The following is a 15,901-nucleotide window of genomic DNA, read 5'->3' on the forward strand; positions in this document are numbered from 1 at the left end:
AAAACCGCTACAATAGCCGCCATTGTGATCTGCCCTGTCGGGCAAACTTATGGATACCGCATGCTGGCTCTTGGAAAAATTAACCGTTTAACGGTAAAAAAACAGGTTAAATTCGGCTTTTATCTTGATGGTTTAAGCTGGGGTGAAATTTTGCTGCCAAACAATGTGGCGCCGGCCGGGTTAGAGATTGGCAGCGAGCTGGACGTATTTTTGTATCTGGATTCAGAAGATCAACTGATCGCCACTACCGAGCAGCCGAAAATTAAAGTCGGCGAAGTGGCGCAATTAGCGGTGGTTGCGACCACTAAAGTAGGCGCCTTTGTAAACTGGGGCCTGAAGAAAGACTTACTGGTTCCCTTTAGTGAACAGCAAATTCCGCTGAAAGAAGGCCAGAAATATCTGCTGTACTGCTATGTGGATAACAGTAACCGCATTGTAGCCTCGAGTAAGCTCGATCGCCACCTGCACAAAACCACACCACAGTATAATGCCGGCGACAAAGTAGACATTATTGTCAGCGAGCAAACCGACATTGGTTATAAAGCAATAGTAAACCATCAGCACTGGGGCGTACTGTACAAAAATGAAGTGTTCAAACCGCTGCGCCGCGGTGAAAAAATGCACGCTTATATTGTAAAGGTGCGGGACGATGGCAAGATTGACCTGCGGTTAAATTCAACCACTTACAAGCAAGCGCTGGAACTGACGGAGCAGGTACTGAAGAAACTGCAGCAAAACGGCGGCAAACTGGCGTTAACAGATAAAAGTTCACCGGAGCTGATTTACGCGGCTTTCGGTGTCAGCAAAAAAGCCTATAAACAGGCCCTGGGTACGCTGTATAAAGATAAGAAAATTGTCATCCTGGAAGCCGGTATCATTTTGGTTACCAATTAAAAAAGGGCCTTACGGCCCTTTTTAGTTACAACATCAGTCTTGAAAGCGCTTAAACTCTTGCTCGGCTTCTTCACGGCTCATGCCATAGTGTTCCTGCATTTTGCCGCAGAACTGCTCAAATCTGCCATTTACTTCGGCCAGGTCGTCGTCAGTTAATTTGCCCCATTTTTCTTTAACGGAACCTTTTACCTGACGCCATTTACCTTCTGCAATATCACTATTCATTATGTTGCTCCATTTTTGGTTAAACACTGAACGGGTTTAATACTAAGGCTGCAAATACGTAGTGGCGGTTAAGCCCTGTACTGCAACAGCAACTTAATAAAGCAATGGCTGTACCAGAAATAACAGAAAAATAACGCCATATATTTCATGGCGTTATGATGCTTTAATTAAGCGTAGGGCAATAGTATGACTAAAGTCGGGTAGCTTTTACCGGTAACATTGCAACTTTTGCCGATACCTCAGCAGCTAAATACTGCGATTCTGCGGTTTAGACAACACCAGGTGCACCGCACTGGTGGCACGCTCCATAAAACCACCTTCGCAGTAGCACAGGTAAAAATGCCACAACCTTACAAAATTATCGTCGTACCCCAGCTGGTGCACTTTATCGCGGGCGTGCATAAAATTATCACACCAGTCTCTGAGTGTGCGGGCGTAGTCAAACCCGATGTCCTGTAAATGGCGTACCACCAAGTCGGTTTTACGGCTTATCGCGTCTGTCATACGGCTGACAGAAGGCAAACATCCGCCCGGAAACACATAGCGTTTGATAAAATCAACTTCACGCACATACTGCTGATACCGCTGGTCAACTATGGTAATAGCCTGCAGCACCATCAAACCATCCGGCTTTAACAAGGCAGCACATTGCTCAAAATAGGTATCAAGATAATCTTCGCCCACCGCCTCGATCATTTCTATTGATACCAGCTTGTCGTACTGGCCGCTCAAGTCGCGATAATCATTAAACAGTAAGGTGATTTGCTGCTGCAGACCAAGCTCTTCAACCCGCGCTTTGGCATAATCAAACTGCTGTTGAGAGATAGTGGTGGTCGTCACTTTACAGCCGTAATGCTGCGCAGCAAAAATAGCCATACTGCCCCAGCCGGTACCAATTTCCAGCAGATGATCTGTCGGTTTTAACTGCAACTTGTCACAAATCATCTGTAATTTATGTTGCTGCGCCTGAGCTAAATCTGCATTCTGATGCGGATACACCGCACTGGAATACATCATGCTGTTATCCAAAAACAACCGATACATGTCATTACCCAGGTCGTAGTGGGCGGCAATATTTTTTCTCGCTTGTTGTTTTGAATTGCGGTTACGCCAGTTCAGCAGTTTTAACAAAGGCCGGCCCAAGCGGGTAATTGCAGAGTCCAGCTTATCCAGCGTAGCCAGATTAAGCGCAAAAATGCGCACCAAAGCCGTAAGATTATCGCAGCGCCACCAACCCTGTATATAAGCCTCGCCACCACCTACAGAGCCTGCCATTACCATCTTTTGGTAAAACGCCGGGTCCAGTACAGTGATCACCGTTTTTAACTCAGCATGCTCGTCGCCGAAACGTAAACGCTGATTGCCTTCTACTACGGTAATATCGCCATGCTGTAGCTGACTGATAAAATCCAACGCAAACTTGCGACATAAACGGTCAAACCACGTCAGGTTATCAAATACCGAGGCTTCAGTAAGACTCATTGTCATGCATTTTTATCCTTTGTTTTGGGGTGGGCATGAACCGGTACACCTTTAAAATACAGTTTCAGTGCATGCCAATATATTCGCAGTACAACCTGTACGTTTTGCCAGGGTTGGCGGATCAGCCAACTTCGTTTCCATTTTGCCGTCAGCTCATGTCGCTGTAAGCTAATCCAGGCGCTGAAAATCTGTTTGTCTGCCTGACTATTTGCAATACTGCAACGTAAATTGTCCGCAGGCGGGCTGATTTGCCAGTGATACTGCATATCAAGCGGATGAAACGGTGATACGTGAAACGCTTTGCGGTGCTGATAATACTGCTGACCGGCCACTATAATTTGTAAATAGTAATGCCGCTCATTCCAGGGGGTGTTGGTTACTTCGGCAAGCAGATAACAAAAGTTGTCATGCTCATCGTAGCAGTAGTACAGCGTAAGCGGACTGAAATACAGCCCCCAGTTTGCCAGCGGCGTTAAGATAAATACCTTTGCCGGGGTTATGCTGCCACCAAGCTCAGCGACCTTCCGGCAGACAGCGGCATATACCGTATCCGCCCCGGCAACATAGTCTTTGCGGCGAAAACTCAGAGCGCCAAAGCGCTCGTAGTTAATGCCTTTGGCCGCCAGCGAATGGCTATTCAGCGCCGTACAATCGAGCCAATAATGTGCCAGAGGATAGCTGAAGCCGTGCCGGCGCGGTGTTAAGCGCAAATGCCCCACCTCGCCCTGATACACTGCATGGCCGGCTTGCATCAGTACGCCACGCCCAGTAAAGCCGCTACATCCACTGCACTTCTGGCACCGTCTTCATGAAAACCGTTGTACCAATAAGCTCCGCAAAAATAGGTATGGTTGTGGCCGTTTATTTTGCTGCGTTGCTTCTGCGCAGCCAGCGTATAGTGGTTATATACCGGGTGTTCGTACTGATACACACCGAGTATTTTTTCCGCTGCAATGGCTGGAGTGTTATTTAACGTGACACAAAACGTCACAGGTGCCGTAATGCCCTGCAGCAAGTTCATATTGTACGTTAGGGTCGCCCGGTCATTAACATTAGCGTCAAGGTTATAATTCCAGGCAGCCCAGGCTCGTTTGCGTTGGGGCAGCAAGCGGGCGTCGGTATGTAACACTACATCGTTTTTCTGATACGCAATGCCGCCCAACACCGCCCGCTCCTGCTCTGTCGCGCTATCACCGAGTAACCGCAGCGCCTGATCGCTGTGACACGCCAGCACCAGTTTGTCGTAATGCTCTGTGCGCCCGTCAGCAAAGCTCAGCGTAACGCCGTTATCGTCACGGTTGATAGCCGTGATATGCTGGTTCAACTTAACACTGTCGGCACCAAGCCTGGCTTGCAAGGCGTCAACGTAACGTTTTGAACCACCCTGGATCACCGACCACTGCGGCCGGTCATTAATATTCAGTAAGCCATGATTATTAAAAAAGCGCAGAAAAAACCGCACAGGAAAAGCCGGCATATCCGCAAGACCGGCTGACCAGATAGCGGCGCCCATCGGCATAAGATAGTTATCACGAATGGCGGCACCAAAATCGTGTTTAAGCAAGAAATCACCCAGCGACAGGTCCAAGTCTGCATCATCGGCTGCCAGCAAACGTTTGCCCAGCTTATTAAAACGCATAATATCGGCCAGCATAAACCAGAACGATGGCCGCAGCAGATTACGGCGCTGCGCGAATAAACTCGCCAGCGTATTGCCGTTATATTCGAGGTTTTGCACGGTGTTCTTTACCGAAAAACTCATTTCAGTGTGCTGAAACGGCACGCCAAGTTCAGCGATAAAGCGGTTAAATACCGGGTAAGTGCGGTCATTAAACACAATAAAGCCGGTGTCGATGGCATACGTTTGCCCCGCTACATCTATCTCAACCGTTGCCGTATGGCCGCCCAGATAATCGTTTGCTTCGAGCATGGTTACAGCGTATTTTTGTTGCAACAAATACCACGACATCATGCCCGAAATACCACCACCTACTACTGCTACGCGCATACTGCTTCCTTTATCCTGCCATACGTTGTTTAACTTTGCCGGTTAACCAGCCAAGCACCGGCAAATGCCGGTATACCATTTCATTTAAATCATAATAATCGCGATGATAAACAATAAGGCCATCTTGCCAGCGCAGCACTGTACAGCCTTCTACCTCAATCATCTTGCCGTTGCCGATAGCAGGGTGGGCAAAGCACATACGCCAGCTGACAAAGCCCTGCGTGCCCTGCTCCATAGCGTCAAGGCCGGTGAACCGGCAATGTTGTAACCGCGCATAGGCGTTAGCAAAATACTTATTTAACGCCGCACTGCCATGGATCTCATGCACAGGGTCAATAAACACCACATCAGCATGGTATAGCGTATCCAGCAACTGCATATTGTGGCCGGATAAAGCATTGTAGAAGTTCAGAAACTGCTCAATGCGGGGTGTGGTTACAGTGTTCATCCGGGTTTCTTTATCTCAGCAAAAAGGGCTAATGTCTGCTTACGTGCTATAGCATGGTCCACCACCGGTGCCGGGTAGCCTTTAACACCACCCAATGCATGCGGCCAGTGCAGTGTTTTGCCTTGCAACTTACTCAGCTCTGGCACATACAAACGGATAAAGTCACCTTGTGGATCAAACTTTTCACTTTGGCTTAGCGGATTAAAAATACGGAAATACGGCGCCGCGTCGGTACCGGTAGAGGCGGCCCACTGCCAGCCGCCATTATTGGCGGCGAAGTCGCCGTCAATCAGCTTTGACATAAAGTAACGCTCGCCCAGACGCCAGTCGATATGCAGATCTTTTACCAGAAAGCCGGCCGTGATCATGCGTAACCGGTTATGCATCCAACCGGTTTGGTTAAGCTGTCGCATTGCGGCATCGACAATCGGATAGCCGGTCATGCCGTCACACCAGGCCTGAAACAAGGTTGTATTGTTATTCCAGCGAATGGCTGCCGTGTCAGCCTGAAATGGCTGATGCTTGATCAGCTGCGGATAAGCCACCAGAATATGTTTGTAAAATTCACGCCAAATCAGCTCAGACAGCCAGACTTCAGCACCGCTCTTATCCTGCTGCCAACTGTCTGCCGCCTCCAGTTGCAGCCGCGCTACACACTGGGCGGGTGATACTACCCCCAGCGCCAGATAAGCCGATAATTTTGACGTACCGGCAATGGCCGGAAAATCGCGCGCCTTGTGATAATCCTGTACTTTTTCGCGGCAAAATGCGCGCATCAACTCCAGTACTTGCGCTTCGGCTACCGGCCAGGCTGCTGAGCTGTTATCACCATTTTTCAGCGCCGGCAATTCAGGCAGCGCTAACTGCAGGTTGGTAGCCGGCAGTGCCTTGGGCCGCGCGTCGCAATGTACGCCCTGCTCTTTGACCTTTGCCAGCCAGCTGCGCTTAAACGGGGTAAACACTTTATAAATATCGCCCTGCTGCGTGCGTATTGTGCCCGGCGGCATAATGCATTGCGTATCAAAGCGGATAAACCGGCCATCTTGTGCCAACACTAACTGCTCTACAGCCATATCGCGCTGTCGCTCACGCAGCTCGTACTCAGTTTGCACAAATACTTTTAACTGATATTGCCGGCACAAAGCTGTAAAGACAGTGCTTACCTGCTGATAGCTGCTGCCCTCAACTGCCAGCAGCGGGATATTTAACGCCGCCATTTCCTGTTGCAACTGCAACACACGCCGGCGGATTAAATCTTGTTTTACCGCTGCCATATCATGCAATTGCCAGGTTCCCGGCGTAGCAATAAACAACGCCAGCACTGCAGCACCGGTTCTGGCGGCATCTTCCACGGCACTGCTGAGTACCGCATTATCAAAGCACCGCAAATCATTGCGTAACCATACTATATTCAAAGCTTGCATATCAGGCTCGCAATCCGAGGTTTTCCGGGTAAGGGTCAAAGTAGCGTTGGTTGCTGACATAGGCGTTTGGCTGCTGTTTTAAATGGTGCTGCAATAAGGTCAGTGGCGCCAGCAGCGGCACAAAGCCCTGGCGGTAGCGGTGGATCAGCTCAGATAATTCCTGCTTTGCCTCTGCAGTTAAACCGTGTTTTAAAAAGCCCTGCAAGTGCTGTAATACATTAGTATGCTGCTTACGCGTAGCGATATTTTTCAGTGCCTGCATCAGATCAAGCAAGTAACGCTGTTGTAACTCTTGCGGCGCAAATAGCTTGGCCTGTGCCACTAAGCGACCAAGCTCACGATAGGCAACCGGGCTGTGCGCCATCACTAAAAATTTGTAGCGGCTGTGAAATGCCACCAGTTTGCCGACGCTGAAACCGTCCTGCATGGTTTGTTGATAGTCATAGCAGCTGAATACACGACAGATAAAGTTTTCTTTTAATGCCGGATCAAATAAGCGGCCGTCTTCTTCTACCGGCAACCAGGGGTAAGCGTGCATTAACTGCCGGGTATAAAGCCCAACGCCCAACTTACCCAGTTGTTGTCCTTTGGCATCGAACAGCCGCACCCGCTCCATACCGCAGCTGGGCGACTTAGCGCACACAATGTAGCCGCTAAGTGTAGCCAGCTGCGGCAGCTTAGCCTCAGTAAACGCCAACATCGCGTTAGTATGGTCAACTGTGGTGTTATTGCTTTGTACCAGGTGCACCTTGTGCTCATCATCCAGTTGTAATCTTATTGCAGGGCGTGGCGCACTCATGCCGATGGCCATTTCCGGACACACCGGTACATACTCAACCAGCGGCGCTAACTGCTGCAAACAAAAGGCCGATGCCTTATGCCCGCCGTCATAGCGCACTTTATCGCCCAACACGCAGGCACTGATCCCCAGCTTAATCGTCATAACTTTACCGCCTGAATTACGTCGCTATTAGTTACAGAGCATACGCCATTTCGGATCGGAAATTTTTGCTCACGCCGTACTGTTTGCATAAAAAAACGGCAAGTTGCCTGCGCAACTTGCCGTTTTTCATGTTCTGATGCAAAAAAGTTACTTTTTGCCGGTGCCTACTTCAACACGGGATTTTAACTTTTGTCCCGGGCGGAAAGTCACGACACAACGGGCAGAAATAGGTATATCTTCACCTGTTTTCGGGTTACGTCCCGGCCGCTCATTTTTAACCCGCAGGTCAAAATTGCCAAAGCCGGATAACTTTACCTGATCACCCGCTTCCAGTGCGACGCGGATTTCTTCAAAAAAAGCTTCCACTATTAATTTGGCATCGCGTTTGCTAACACCAAACTTTGTAAACAGACGTTCTGCTAAATCGGCTTTGGTAAGCGCCATTCTTAATCCCTCAACGTTGCGTTGAACTCTTCACCAAGCGCGTTAACTACTTGATTTACCAACTGTTGGATATCTTTATCTTCCAAGGTACGCGCTATATCCTGCAGGGTCAGAGCAATGGCCAGTGATTTAAAACCCTCTGCCACACCCGTGCCTGTGTATACGTCAAACAATTTTAGGTCAACTAGTTGATTTCCGCCAACTTTTTTTATAGTAGCAGCTATATCGGCAAAACGCACCTCTGATTTCACTACTATGGCTAAATCACGCCGGTTAGCCGGATACTTCGACAGCTCCCGCGCCTGCACAATATCACGCAGGCCAAGTGCAGCGACATCCAACTCAAACAGGTACGCTTTTCCTTTAATGCCCAGGTTACGCTCAGCTTCCGGATGCAAGGCTCCAACATAACCTATCAGGGTATCAGCACGATACACCGCCGCCGTTTGGCCCGGGTGCAAAGCGCTGTGTTCAGCGCCGGCGAAGCGGAAATCGTCTGTGGCAGATGTTTGTGCCAGTAAGGCTTCAACATCGCCTTTAATATCATAGAAGTCGGCAACACGGTTTTCCATATTCCAGTGCTCATTGTGCATTGAGCCGACAATAACACCGCCAATTACGGCCACCTGGCGCACGCCGCCTTCGGCTGCGGCATCTGGGATAAACTTCAGGCCGTACTCAAACAAGCGGATGCGGCCCTGCTGCCGGTTCTGGTTGTATTGCACCGTTTGCAGCAAACCCGGCCACAGATTTAACCGCATAGCCGACATATCCGCCGAAATAGGGTTAGGCAATACCAGCGCCGGTTGCTGCGGGAATAGCTGTTGTTGCACTTTCGGATCGACAAAGCTGTAAGTAATGGCTTCCTGGTAACCGCGATCTACCAATACCGTGCGCAGGCGCTGCACGTTCAGTTCAGCTTCGCGGAATTTACGCATCGCTAAGCTGGCCTGAGGCGCCACATTGGGAATATTGTTGTAACCGTAAACGCGGGCAACTTCTTCAATTAAATCCTCCGCAATGCTGATATCAAAGCGATAACCCGGCACGCTTACCTGCCAGCCATCAGCAGTTTGTGCAACGCCCAGGCCTAAACGGCTGAAAATTGCCGTGACTTCATCCTTAGCAATGCTGATACCCAAAATACGCGCTAACTTGGCTTCGCTCAGGTTAATCGGCGCTACTTTGGGCAAGTGTTGCTCAGACACGGCTTCAACTACCGGACCGGCGTCGCCGCCACAAATTTGCAGCAGTAAAGCCGTAGCCCGCTCCATCGCCGCATGTTGCAGCTGTGGATCAACGCCACGCTCGTAGCGATGTGATGCATCCGTGTGCAGGCCGTATTGCCGTGCTTTACCGGCTATCGCCAGCGGGGCAAAAAAAGCACTTTCAAGAAAGATATCTTTAGTTTCGCCGGTTACACCACTGTGCAAACCACCGAAAATACCGGCCATCGCCAGCGCCTTGCTGTTGTCGGCAATCAACAGTGTATTGGCTTTGAGCGTCACTTCGCTCTCATCCAACAGCACTAACTTTTCACCTTCTGCCGCCAGACGAATATTAATATCGCCGTCAATGTGCGCTAAATCAAAAGCGTGCATCGGATGGCCCAGCTCCAGCAGCACAAAGTTGGTGATATCTACCACCGCATCGATGCTGCGCACACCGCAGCGGCGTAATTTTTCGGTTAACCACAGCGGGCTTGGTGCCTTAACATTCACATTACGCACTACGCGGCCTAAATAACGCGGACAGGCATCCGGCGCACTTAGCGTAATGCTTCTTTTATCCGTAATAGTAGCCACTACCGGCGCAATCGCACTCTCGGATACCGCCAGTTTATTTAACACGCCAACTTCCCGCGCCAGGCCTTTAATACCTAAACAATCAGCACGGTTTGGTGTTAAATCTACTTCAATAATGCGATCGTCCAGTTGTAAATACTGACGAATATCCTGCCCTACCGGTGCATCCTGTGGCAGTTCTATAATGCCCTCTGAGGCATCGGCCATGCCAAGCTCAGATAAAGAACACAGCATACCGTGCGACGGCTGACCACGTAATTTGGCTTTTTTGATAACAAAATCACCCGGCAGCACGGCACCTACAGTCGCCACGGCTACTTTTAAGCCCTGACGACAGTTTTTGGCGCCACAAACAATATCCAGCAGCTCGTCAGCGCCAATATTTACTTTGGTTACCTGCAATTTATCGGCATCAGGGTGCTGGCCGCACTCAATCACTTCACCTACCACTACGCCGCTGAAATCGCCGGCCACAGTTTCAATACCATCTACTTCCAAACCGGCCATCGACAGCTGTTCAGATAAGGTGTTGCTGTCAATGGCTGGGTTTACCCATTCGCGTAACCAGGCTTCACTGAATTTCATCTAGATTAACTCCGCTTATCTGAACTGTTTTAAGAAACGTAAATCGTTTTCGAAGAAGGCGCGTAAGTCTGTCACGCCATAGCGCAGCATAGTCAGGCGCTCTACACCCATACCAAAAGCAAAACCGCTGTATACTTCAGGGTCAATGCCCACCGAGCGCAATACATTCGGGTGCACCATACCGCAGCCCAATACTTCTAACCATTTGCCGTTTTTGCCCATTACGTCTACTTCAGCTGAAGGCTCAGTGAACGGGAAAAACGATGGCCGAAAACGGATTTGCAAGTCTTCTTCGAAGAAGTTATGCAAAAAGTCATGCAGTATGCCTTTTAGCTCGGTAAAGCTAACCTTGGTGTCGACCATTAAGCCTTCTACCTGATGAAACATCGGCGTATGGGTTTGGTCGTAATCGTTACGATAGACGCGGCCGGGCGAAATAATGCGCAGTGGCGGTTGTTGTTGCTCCATAGTGCGGATTTGCACACCGGAGGTTTGGGTGCGCAGCATCAGCTTAGGATTAAAATAAAAGGTGTCGTGATCCGCCCGCGCCGGGTGATGATCCGGAATATTCAGCGCATCAAAGTTATGAAAATCATCTTCTATTTCCGGGCCGTGTTTTACTTCAAAACCCAGCTCAGCGAAAAAGGCCGAAATACGCTCAATGGTGCGGGTAACCGGGTGTAAACCGCCGGTTTCCAGCATACGGCCGGGCAGCGTCACATCAATTTGCTCCTGCGCCAGTTTAGCGGCCAACTGAGCGTGTTGCAGTAAGTCACGCCGTGCATTTAACGCGTCCTGCACCTGCTGCTTTAATTCATTAATTTCGGCGCCGGCTTGCTTGCGTTGCTCCGGGTCCATCGCACCGAGCGATTTAAGTAATTCTGTGATGCTGCCCTTTTTACCGAGAAACTCAACCCGGATAGTCTCCAGTGCCGGAATATCTGCGGCGGCGGCAACGGCCTGTAAGGCGTTTTCCAATATTGCTGTCAGGTTCATCTGTATCCTCAAGGCAGCTAGTGTTTATGTCGTATCAAAGCCGGATATGATACACCAGAATACGCGCTAAACGCAGGCCATTACGCGCTTTTTTCTGCAAACTATGCTGGATTAATTGAGAATTTCTTTCACGAAAGGAATGGTCAGCTTGCGCTGGTGCACTATGGTGGCTTTGTCGAGTTTATCTAAAATAGACACCAGAGCACGGATATCCCGGTCCTGATGGTTCAATAAGTAACGCGCTACTTCATCCGGCAGCTCCATACCGCGCAGCCGGGCTTTTTGTTGCAGCAATTTGTGTTTGTCGTCATCGGTGAGTAAGCGCAACTGAAAACTGGTGCAGGCCTGCAGCCGTGAGACTAAATCGGCCAATTGCAGGCCCAGTTGTTGCGGTGCTTCGTTGCCGACAATGATCAGGGCTTTACCCTGCTCTGCCATGCGGTTGTATAAGTCGAACACTGCAGTTTGCCAGCTTAACTCGCCGGCAATGGCCTGAATATTATCCAGACACACCAGGTCCAGTTGTTCCAGATCGTCTAATAAGCGCGGAGTAAGCAAGCGGCAATCGTCTAAAGTAACCAATTGGCTGGTCAGCCCCTGCTCTTGCGCCTGTACGCAAGCGGCATACAGCAAGTGTGATTTACCACTGCCGCTGGCACCAAACAGATACACCGGGCTTTGCTGTGCCGAAGCGGCTAAATACTCTTTTAAAAAAGCTACCGCAGCCGTTTGCCCGGCAGCATAGAAGCTGTCGAGTGTTTCATCTTCCGGCAGCGTTACCGCCAGAGTGTATTGCAAAGGTTGCAATGGCACAGACATCAGCGGCTGATAAACTCAAAAGTTGCTAACACCGGCGGCTCAGTGGCATTTAACGGCTCTGTCGCAACGGACTCAGCTGCCGGAGCAACCGGCCGTAATTGCTTGTTAAAGCGCAGGGCATTAAGGAAACTGTCAGCGGCAACACTGCTGTTGATAGCATAATGCGCCACCCCGGCCTGATAGCGGCTGATGGTCACTTGCGTTACCCCCACCATTTGCTGCAATAATTTTTGCACCTGCACCAACTCTGCCAGGCTATTCAGCCCCTGCACTTTGAGCAGTAAAGTGGCACTGCCGCTGGCAGACATCACACTGGCGTAGCGCTCTGACAACTGGCTGGCCAGCCCGGCGGCAAAAGCCTGCATTAATGCAGCTTCATCTGTTGCCGTAACCTCATCGCGATAGGTTCTGCCGTCGCTTTGACGTTGCCAGGTTAACCGCAACTGCGCCCCGGCGTCGGTGTTTACCTGCGCAACTGTAACGGCAACCACGACGTCAGCAACATAGCGTTGGCTGGCTTTATTGATCTGTTGCCAAAACCCGGCCCAGACATCGGTTTCAGCAATATTAAGCAAATCATCCATATCATACAGCGGCTGCAACAACGGCAAGCCAGCCTGACGAAAAGCCTGCTGCAAGCCGGTGTTAAGTGCATGCCCCGTCTGGCGCACAAAGCGGCGTTCTGCACCATCTTGCTGCACCAGCCAAATCAAGATATCAGGCCGCAGTGCACCCCATACTGCAATATTGTGCTGTTGCAACAGCTGGTTTACTTTAACCGCATCCAGTAATACCCGCATGCGGTTGCCATCAACATGCCTTACTGCTTCAAACTGTTTAACATAACCGGAGGCGCGTTTCAGCTCAGCGGCAATGTCCGGCTGTGTTACTACCTCAGCTTTACCGCTGACCCGCACCAGCACTTGCGCCAACGCCTGTTGCTGCCACTGCGCCGTGCTACCCTCTGCAACAACGTCGGCTTGATACAAATCTGCTACCTGAGCAGCATTCGCAGCCGCCGCCAACATCAGGCCAAGCAAAATACCGGCTATACGCACTAATTTACTCATTATTCAAAACCTCAGGCCAGCAGCGGGCATGCCCCTTTAACAGCACTGACTTTTTCCGCAGGGCACACTGTTATAACTCAATCCTTGCCAAACGTATTGCCTGAACAAAAGGCTCATGCAGCGCCAGCATCGTTTCGGCAGCCAGATGGGCACCGGCTTTATCGCGTAAACTGATGCTCGTGCCCTCGTTGCTGCGGCTCAGCACCAACTGGTATTCACCATTATCCAACGGCAATACCGGCTTTTCATCACTGCTCCATAAGCGTGACCAAAAACCCGGTGCCGGTTTTTCGTAGTCCAGATAATAAGTAAAAGTGGAGCGGTTGATGTCGGTGACATTTAAGCTCAGCTCACCAAACAGCGCTTCTAACTGCGACCAGGTCACATCTATCGGTTGTGACGTTATTAATGCAGGGTTGCCATCTTTATCCATGCCGGGTTCCAGCGATACATCCGGTGCCTTGGCTTTGTTGGCCCGGGCAATAATAATCTCTTCTTTACCAATACGATCAATAATCTGGTTTAACAATGCCACTTCCTGGCGCCGGCTTGCCGACACCGATAATGCAGCTTCCGGGGTAAAGTACTGGTGTTCCAGCATCGTCACACTCATGCTGGCAGAACGGCCATGTGGTTTGGCATCAATTTTAATACTGAATCTGGCCTGTTCTGTCTGTTCAGACGACTTCCAAAACCAGAAGCCCTGCTCTTCACTGCGGGTGATCCAGCCGGTAACAAAATCCAGGCCTTGCTCATCCTGTTGCAACAAGTCAACGCCTTGTTCGGCAAACTGCGTTTTCAGCATTTGTTGCAGGAAAGGCAGCAAGTCACCGGTGTAATCATTGCGATCAAACCAGACGCGGGATAATTTATCGCCCTCTTCCATCCGGCTACTGGCGGCGGTTGCCAACACCATGGCCGGAGCACGGGTATCAAGCCCGCTTGCTTTAGCAGACGTTGGCGGAATATCGAACTGGCCGGGCTGTGCCGGTTGTTGTAAACCCGCAGGAACCTTAATCGCCTGCAAAGCCGGGGTTGGCTTACTGTCTTGTTCAACCTGAGAAGTTGAACAGCCGGCCAACAACAAACTTAACGCTACACTACCTTTTACCCAATGTTGCACTTTACTACTCCTGAATTTGCTGCTGCGCTGTGTCATCACAGTGCAATACCAGCCTGCGTCAATGCCTGTTCGATTACCGCGCCGTGAATTGGTTCAAGCTGTGTCAGTGGTAACCGCATCAGATCTGAGCTGATTAAACCCATTCTGTGCAGCGCCCATTTTGCCGGAATGGGATTAGCCTCGATAAACAGATCATGATGTAACGCTTGCAAGCTGCGATCAATTTGTTGGGTTAACGCTTTATCCCCCGCCAACGCCGCCTGACACAGCTGTGCCATTTGTCGCGGTGCGATGTTGGTGGTAACAGAAATCACACCATGACCACCTTGTAACATAAATTCGGCGGCAGAGGCATCGTCGCCACTTAATAACATAAAACCGGCCGGACAACGCTGCTGTAAATCAGCCAGCCGCTGCATTGAGCCGGTGGCTTCTTTAATGCCAACAATATTGGTGGTTTTTGCCAGTTCGGCTACCGTTTCCGGCAACAAATCTACGCCGGTGCGGCCCGGCACATTATACAAAAGCACCGGTTTATCCGTAGCAGCCGCTACCGCATTAAAATGCAGCACCATACCTTTTTGCATCGGCTTATTGTAAAACGGCGTAACGGTTAAAAAGCCATCTATTGGTAGCTTCGACAAGGCACGGGTGCGTTCAACTGCTTCTGCCGTTGAATTCGCACCGTTACCGGCAACAACAGCAATACGTCCCTGCACCTGAGTGCAAACTGCCGCAATAACTTCCAGCTGTTCAGCAAAGCTAATGGTCGCCGCTTCACCGGTAGTGCCCATAATTACCAGACCTTGGGTACCGTTCTGCAGATGAAAATCCACCAGCCGTTGCAGGCTATCGTAATCTATTTCACCCTGCCCAACCATCGGCGTTATCAGCGCAACCCAACTTCCTCTGAACATCTTCATTACTGCCCCGTTTACCATTAAGGGCGTCTATGTTAAAGAGACACCGGCGTAAACACAAGAATCCGTTTGGGCTTAACGCAACAAGGCACAAACGGATGAAATCTTCCGGCCTTATGCTACACTGGCGCGCATCATTTTTGCTCAGGGTATTTTCTGCAGTCACCGGGGTTTTCATACTATGCCACAACAACTTGTCGTAACCGCCATCGGCACTGACCGCACCGGCATTGTCAGTAAACTGGCGCGTCTGGTAACAGATTGCAATTGCAACATTACCGACAGCCGTATGGCCATTTTCGGCGGTGAGTTTACCTTTATTATGTTATTAAGCGGTGATCCTGCGGCCATCAGCCGGATTGAGCATCTACTGCCGGCACTGGGCGTAGAACTTGATCTAACTACCATGACCAAGCGTACCGGTTCACATCAGCCCAAAGCAGTAGCAGCGCATTATGTGTTGGAGTACACCGGGCCGGACCGCGTGGGCACTTTAGGTGCCATAACCGGCTTATTAGCCAGCCGTCAGGTGTATATTGGCTCGCTGCAATCGCAAAGCAAAACCGCGGCCGATGGCCACAGTATTATGCACACCATGATGACGCTGGAACTGCCGCAAGGCGAACCGGCAGCGCAAATTGAAACAGACATTATTGCGTTAATGCAACAGATGAATTTAACCGGCAGTTTTCATGCCCAAACCTGATACGGAGTA

Annotated in this window: 16 protein-coding genes; 2 read left to right on the forward strand and 14 right to left on the reverse strand. The window is 50.3% G+C overall.

Annotation, left to right across the window (positions count from 1 at the left end):
- Window positions 1-60 precede the first annotated feature (60 nt).
- The gene (locus tag ACTZWV_RS15850; protein ID WP_444787473.1) at window positions 61-894 is read left to right on the forward strand and encodes a CvfB family protein; all 834 of its coding nucleotides are present in this window, start codon (window positions 61-63) and stop codon (window positions 892-894) included.
- 33 nt (window positions 895-927) lie between these two features.
- On the opposite strand, the gene ACTZWV_RS15855 is transcribed toward ACTZWV_RS15850, so the two are convergent.
- The 14 genes from ACTZWV_RS15855 to dapA form a co-directional block, all read right to left on the reverse strand.
- The gene (locus tag ACTZWV_RS15855; protein WP_444787474.1) at window positions 928-1,119 is read right to left on the reverse strand and encodes a CsbD family protein; all 192 of its coding nucleotides are present in this window, start codon (window positions 1,117-1,119) and stop codon (window positions 928-930) included.
- A gap of 246 nt (window positions 1,120-1,365) precedes the next feature.
- The gene (locus tag ACTZWV_RS15860; protein WP_444787475.1) at window positions 1,366-2,607 is read right to left on the reverse strand and encodes a class I SAM-dependent methyltransferase; all 1,242 of its coding nucleotides are present in this window, start codon (window positions 2,605-2,607) and stop codon (window positions 1,366-1,368) included.
- The gene (locus tag ACTZWV_RS15865; protein ID WP_444787476.1) at window positions 2,604-3,353 is read right to left on the reverse strand and encodes a DUF1365 domain-containing protein; all 750 of its coding nucleotides are present in this window, start codon (window positions 3,351-3,353) and stop codon (window positions 2,604-2,606) included. Before ACTZWV_RS15865 ends, ACTZWV_RS15860 begins: the two co-directional genes overlap by 4 nt.
- Window positions 3,353-4,609, reverse strand: coding sequence for an NAD(P)/FAD-dependent oxidoreductase (locus ACTZWV_RS15870; RefSeq protein WP_444787477.1), 1,257 nt, complete (start codon window positions 4,607-4,609; stop codon window positions 3,353-3,355). The genes ACTZWV_RS15865 and ACTZWV_RS15870 overlap by 1 nt, the downstream gene beginning before the upstream one ends.
- Before the next feature lie 10 nt (window positions 4,610-4,619).
- Window positions 4,620-5,057 carry a nuclear transport factor 2 family protein gene (locus ACTZWV_RS15875; RefSeq protein WP_444787478.1) on the reverse strand — a complete coding sequence of 146 codons (438 nt, stop codon included), beginning with the start codon at window positions 5,055-5,057 and terminating at the stop codon, window positions 4,620-4,622.
- Window positions 5,054-6,481, reverse strand: coding sequence for a deoxyribodipyrimidine photo-lyase (gene phrB / locus ACTZWV_RS15880; RefSeq protein ID WP_444787479.1), 1,428 nt, complete (start codon window positions 6,479-6,481; stop codon window positions 5,054-5,056). The genes ACTZWV_RS15875 and phrB overlap by 4 nt, the downstream gene beginning before the upstream one ends.
- A 1-nt stretch (window position 6,482) precedes the next feature.
- Window positions 6,483-7,424, reverse strand: coding sequence for a YbgA family protein (locus tag ACTZWV_RS15885; RefSeq protein ID WP_444787480.1), 942 nt, complete (start codon window positions 7,422-7,424; stop codon window positions 6,483-6,485).
- A 147-nt stretch (window positions 7,425-7,571) separates the two neighbouring features.
- The gene (locus ACTZWV_RS15890) at window positions 7,572-7,868 is read right to left on the reverse strand and encodes an integration host factor subunit alpha (protein ID WP_173502292.1); all 297 of its coding nucleotides are present in this window, start codon (window positions 7,866-7,868) and stop codon (window positions 7,572-7,574) included.
- Window positions 7,869-7,870: 2 nt separating this feature from the next.
- Window positions 7,871-10,258 (reverse strand): phenylalanine--tRNA ligase subunit beta, encoded by a 2,388-nt coding sequence (pheT, locus tag ACTZWV_RS15895; protein WP_444787481.1) that lies wholly within the window; start codon window positions 10,256-10,258, stop codon window positions 7,871-7,873.
- A 15-nt stretch (window positions 10,259-10,273) separates the two neighbouring features.
- Window positions 10,274-11,254: a phenylalanine--tRNA ligase subunit alpha gene (pheS, locus tag ACTZWV_RS15900; protein WP_444787482.1), complete on the reverse strand. Its 981-nt coding sequence runs from the start codon at window positions 11,252-11,254 to the stop codon at window positions 10,274-10,276.
- 111 nt (window positions 11,255-11,365) lie between these two features.
- A complete protein-coding gene (gene hda, locus ACTZWV_RS15905) occupies window positions 11,366-12,073 on the reverse strand; it encodes a DnaA inactivator Hda (protein ID WP_444787483.1) in 708 nt (235 codons plus the stop codon).
- The gene (locus ACTZWV_RS15910) at window positions 12,073-13,143 is read right to left on the reverse strand and encodes a DUF2066 domain-containing protein (protein WP_444787484.1); all 1,071 of its coding nucleotides are present in this window, start codon (window positions 13,141-13,143) and stop codon (window positions 12,073-12,075) included. Before ACTZWV_RS15910 ends, hda begins: the two co-directional genes overlap by 1 nt.
- Window positions 13,144-13,213: 70 nt before the next feature.
- Window positions 13,214-14,266 carry an outer membrane protein assembly factor BamC gene (gene bamC / locus ACTZWV_RS15915; protein WP_444787485.1) on the reverse strand — a complete coding sequence of 351 codons (1,053 nt, stop codon included), beginning with the start codon at window positions 14,264-14,266 and terminating at the stop codon, window positions 13,214-13,216.
- Window positions 14,267-14,301: 35 nt separating this feature from the next.
- On the reverse strand, window positions 14,302-15,183 hold the full coding sequence (dapA, locus tag ACTZWV_RS15920) for a 4-hydroxy-tetrahydrodipicolinate synthase (RefSeq protein WP_444787654.1): 882 nt from the start codon (window positions 15,181-15,183) through the stop codon (window positions 14,302-14,304).
- 184 nt (window positions 15,184-15,367) lie between these two features.
- Here dapA and ACTZWV_RS15925 point away from each other — a divergent pair, with 184 nt between their 5' ends.
- Complete coding sequence (locus ACTZWV_RS15925) at window positions 15,368-15,892, forward strand: glycine cleavage system protein R (RefSeq protein ID WP_444787486.1); 525 nt, start codon at window positions 15,368-15,370, stop codon at window positions 15,890-15,892.
- The last annotated feature ends 9 nt before the right edge of the window (window positions 15,893-15,901 follow it).

This window comes from Rheinheimera sp. NSM, assembly GCF_052380015.1.
Lineage (GTDB): Bacteria > Pseudomonadota > Gammaproteobacteria > Enterobacterales > Alteromonadaceae > Alishewanella.

Bases quoted from the DNA above. Each gene is read 5' to 3' on its own strand.
- ACTZWV_RS15870 (WP_444787477.1), bottom strand. From the start codon at position 4,609: ATGCGCGTAGCAGTAGTAGGTGGTGGTATTTCGGGCATGATGTCGTGG.
- ACTZWV_RS15855 (WP_444787474.1), bottom strand. From the start codon at position 1,119: ATGAATAGTGATATTGCAGAAGGTAAATGGCGTCAGGTAAAAGGTTCC.
- pheT (WP_444787481.1), bottom strand. From the start codon at position 10,258: ATGAAATTCAGTGAAGCCTGGTTACGCGAATGGGTAAACCCAGCCATT.
- ACTZWV_RS15865 (WP_444787476.1), bottom strand. From the start codon at position 3,353: ATGCAAGCCGGCCATGCAGTGTATCAGGGCGAGGTGGGGCATTTGCGC.
- phrB (WP_444787479.1), bottom strand. From the start codon at position 6,481: ATGCAAGCTTTGAATATAGTATGGTTACGCAATGATTTGCGGTGCTTT.
- ACTZWV_RS15890 (WP_173502292.1), bottom strand. From the start codon at position 7,868: ATGGCGCTTACCAAAGCCGATTTAGCAGAACGTCTGTTTACAAAGTTT.
- ACTZWV_RS15875 (WP_444787478.1), bottom strand. From the start codon at position 5,057: ATGAACACTGTAACCACACCCCGCATTGAGCAGTTTCTGAACTTCTAC.
- ACTZWV_RS15885 (WP_444787480.1), bottom strand. From the start codon at position 7,424: ATGACGATTAAGCTGGGGATCAGTGCCTGCGTGTTGGGCGATAAAGTG.
- hda (WP_444787483.1), bottom strand. From the start codon at position 12,073: ATGTCTGTGCCATTGCAACCTTTGCAATACACTCTGGCGGTAACGCTG.
- dapA (WP_444787654.1), bottom strand. From the start codon at position 15,183: ATGTTCAGAGGAAGTTGGGTTGCGCTGATAACGCCGATGGTTGGGCAG.
- ACTZWV_RS15860 (WP_444787475.1), bottom strand. From the start codon at position 2,607: ATGACAATGAGTCTTACTGAAGCCTCGGTATTTGATAACCTGACGTGG.
- ACTZWV_RS15850 (WP_444787473.1), top strand. From the start codon at position 61: ATGCTGGCTCTTGGAAAAATTAACCGTTTAACGGTAAAAAAACAGGTT.
- ACTZWV_RS15925 (WP_444787486.1), top strand. From the start codon at position 15,368: ATGCCACAACAACTTGTCGTAACCGCCATCGGCACTGACCGCACCGGC.
- pheS (WP_444787482.1), bottom strand. From the start codon at position 11,254: ATGAACCTGACAGCAATATTGGAAAACGCCTTACAGGCCGTTGCCGCC.
- ACTZWV_RS15910 (WP_444787484.1), bottom strand. From the start codon at position 13,143: ATGAGTAAATTAGTGCGTATAGCCGGTATTTTGCTTGGCCTGATGTTG.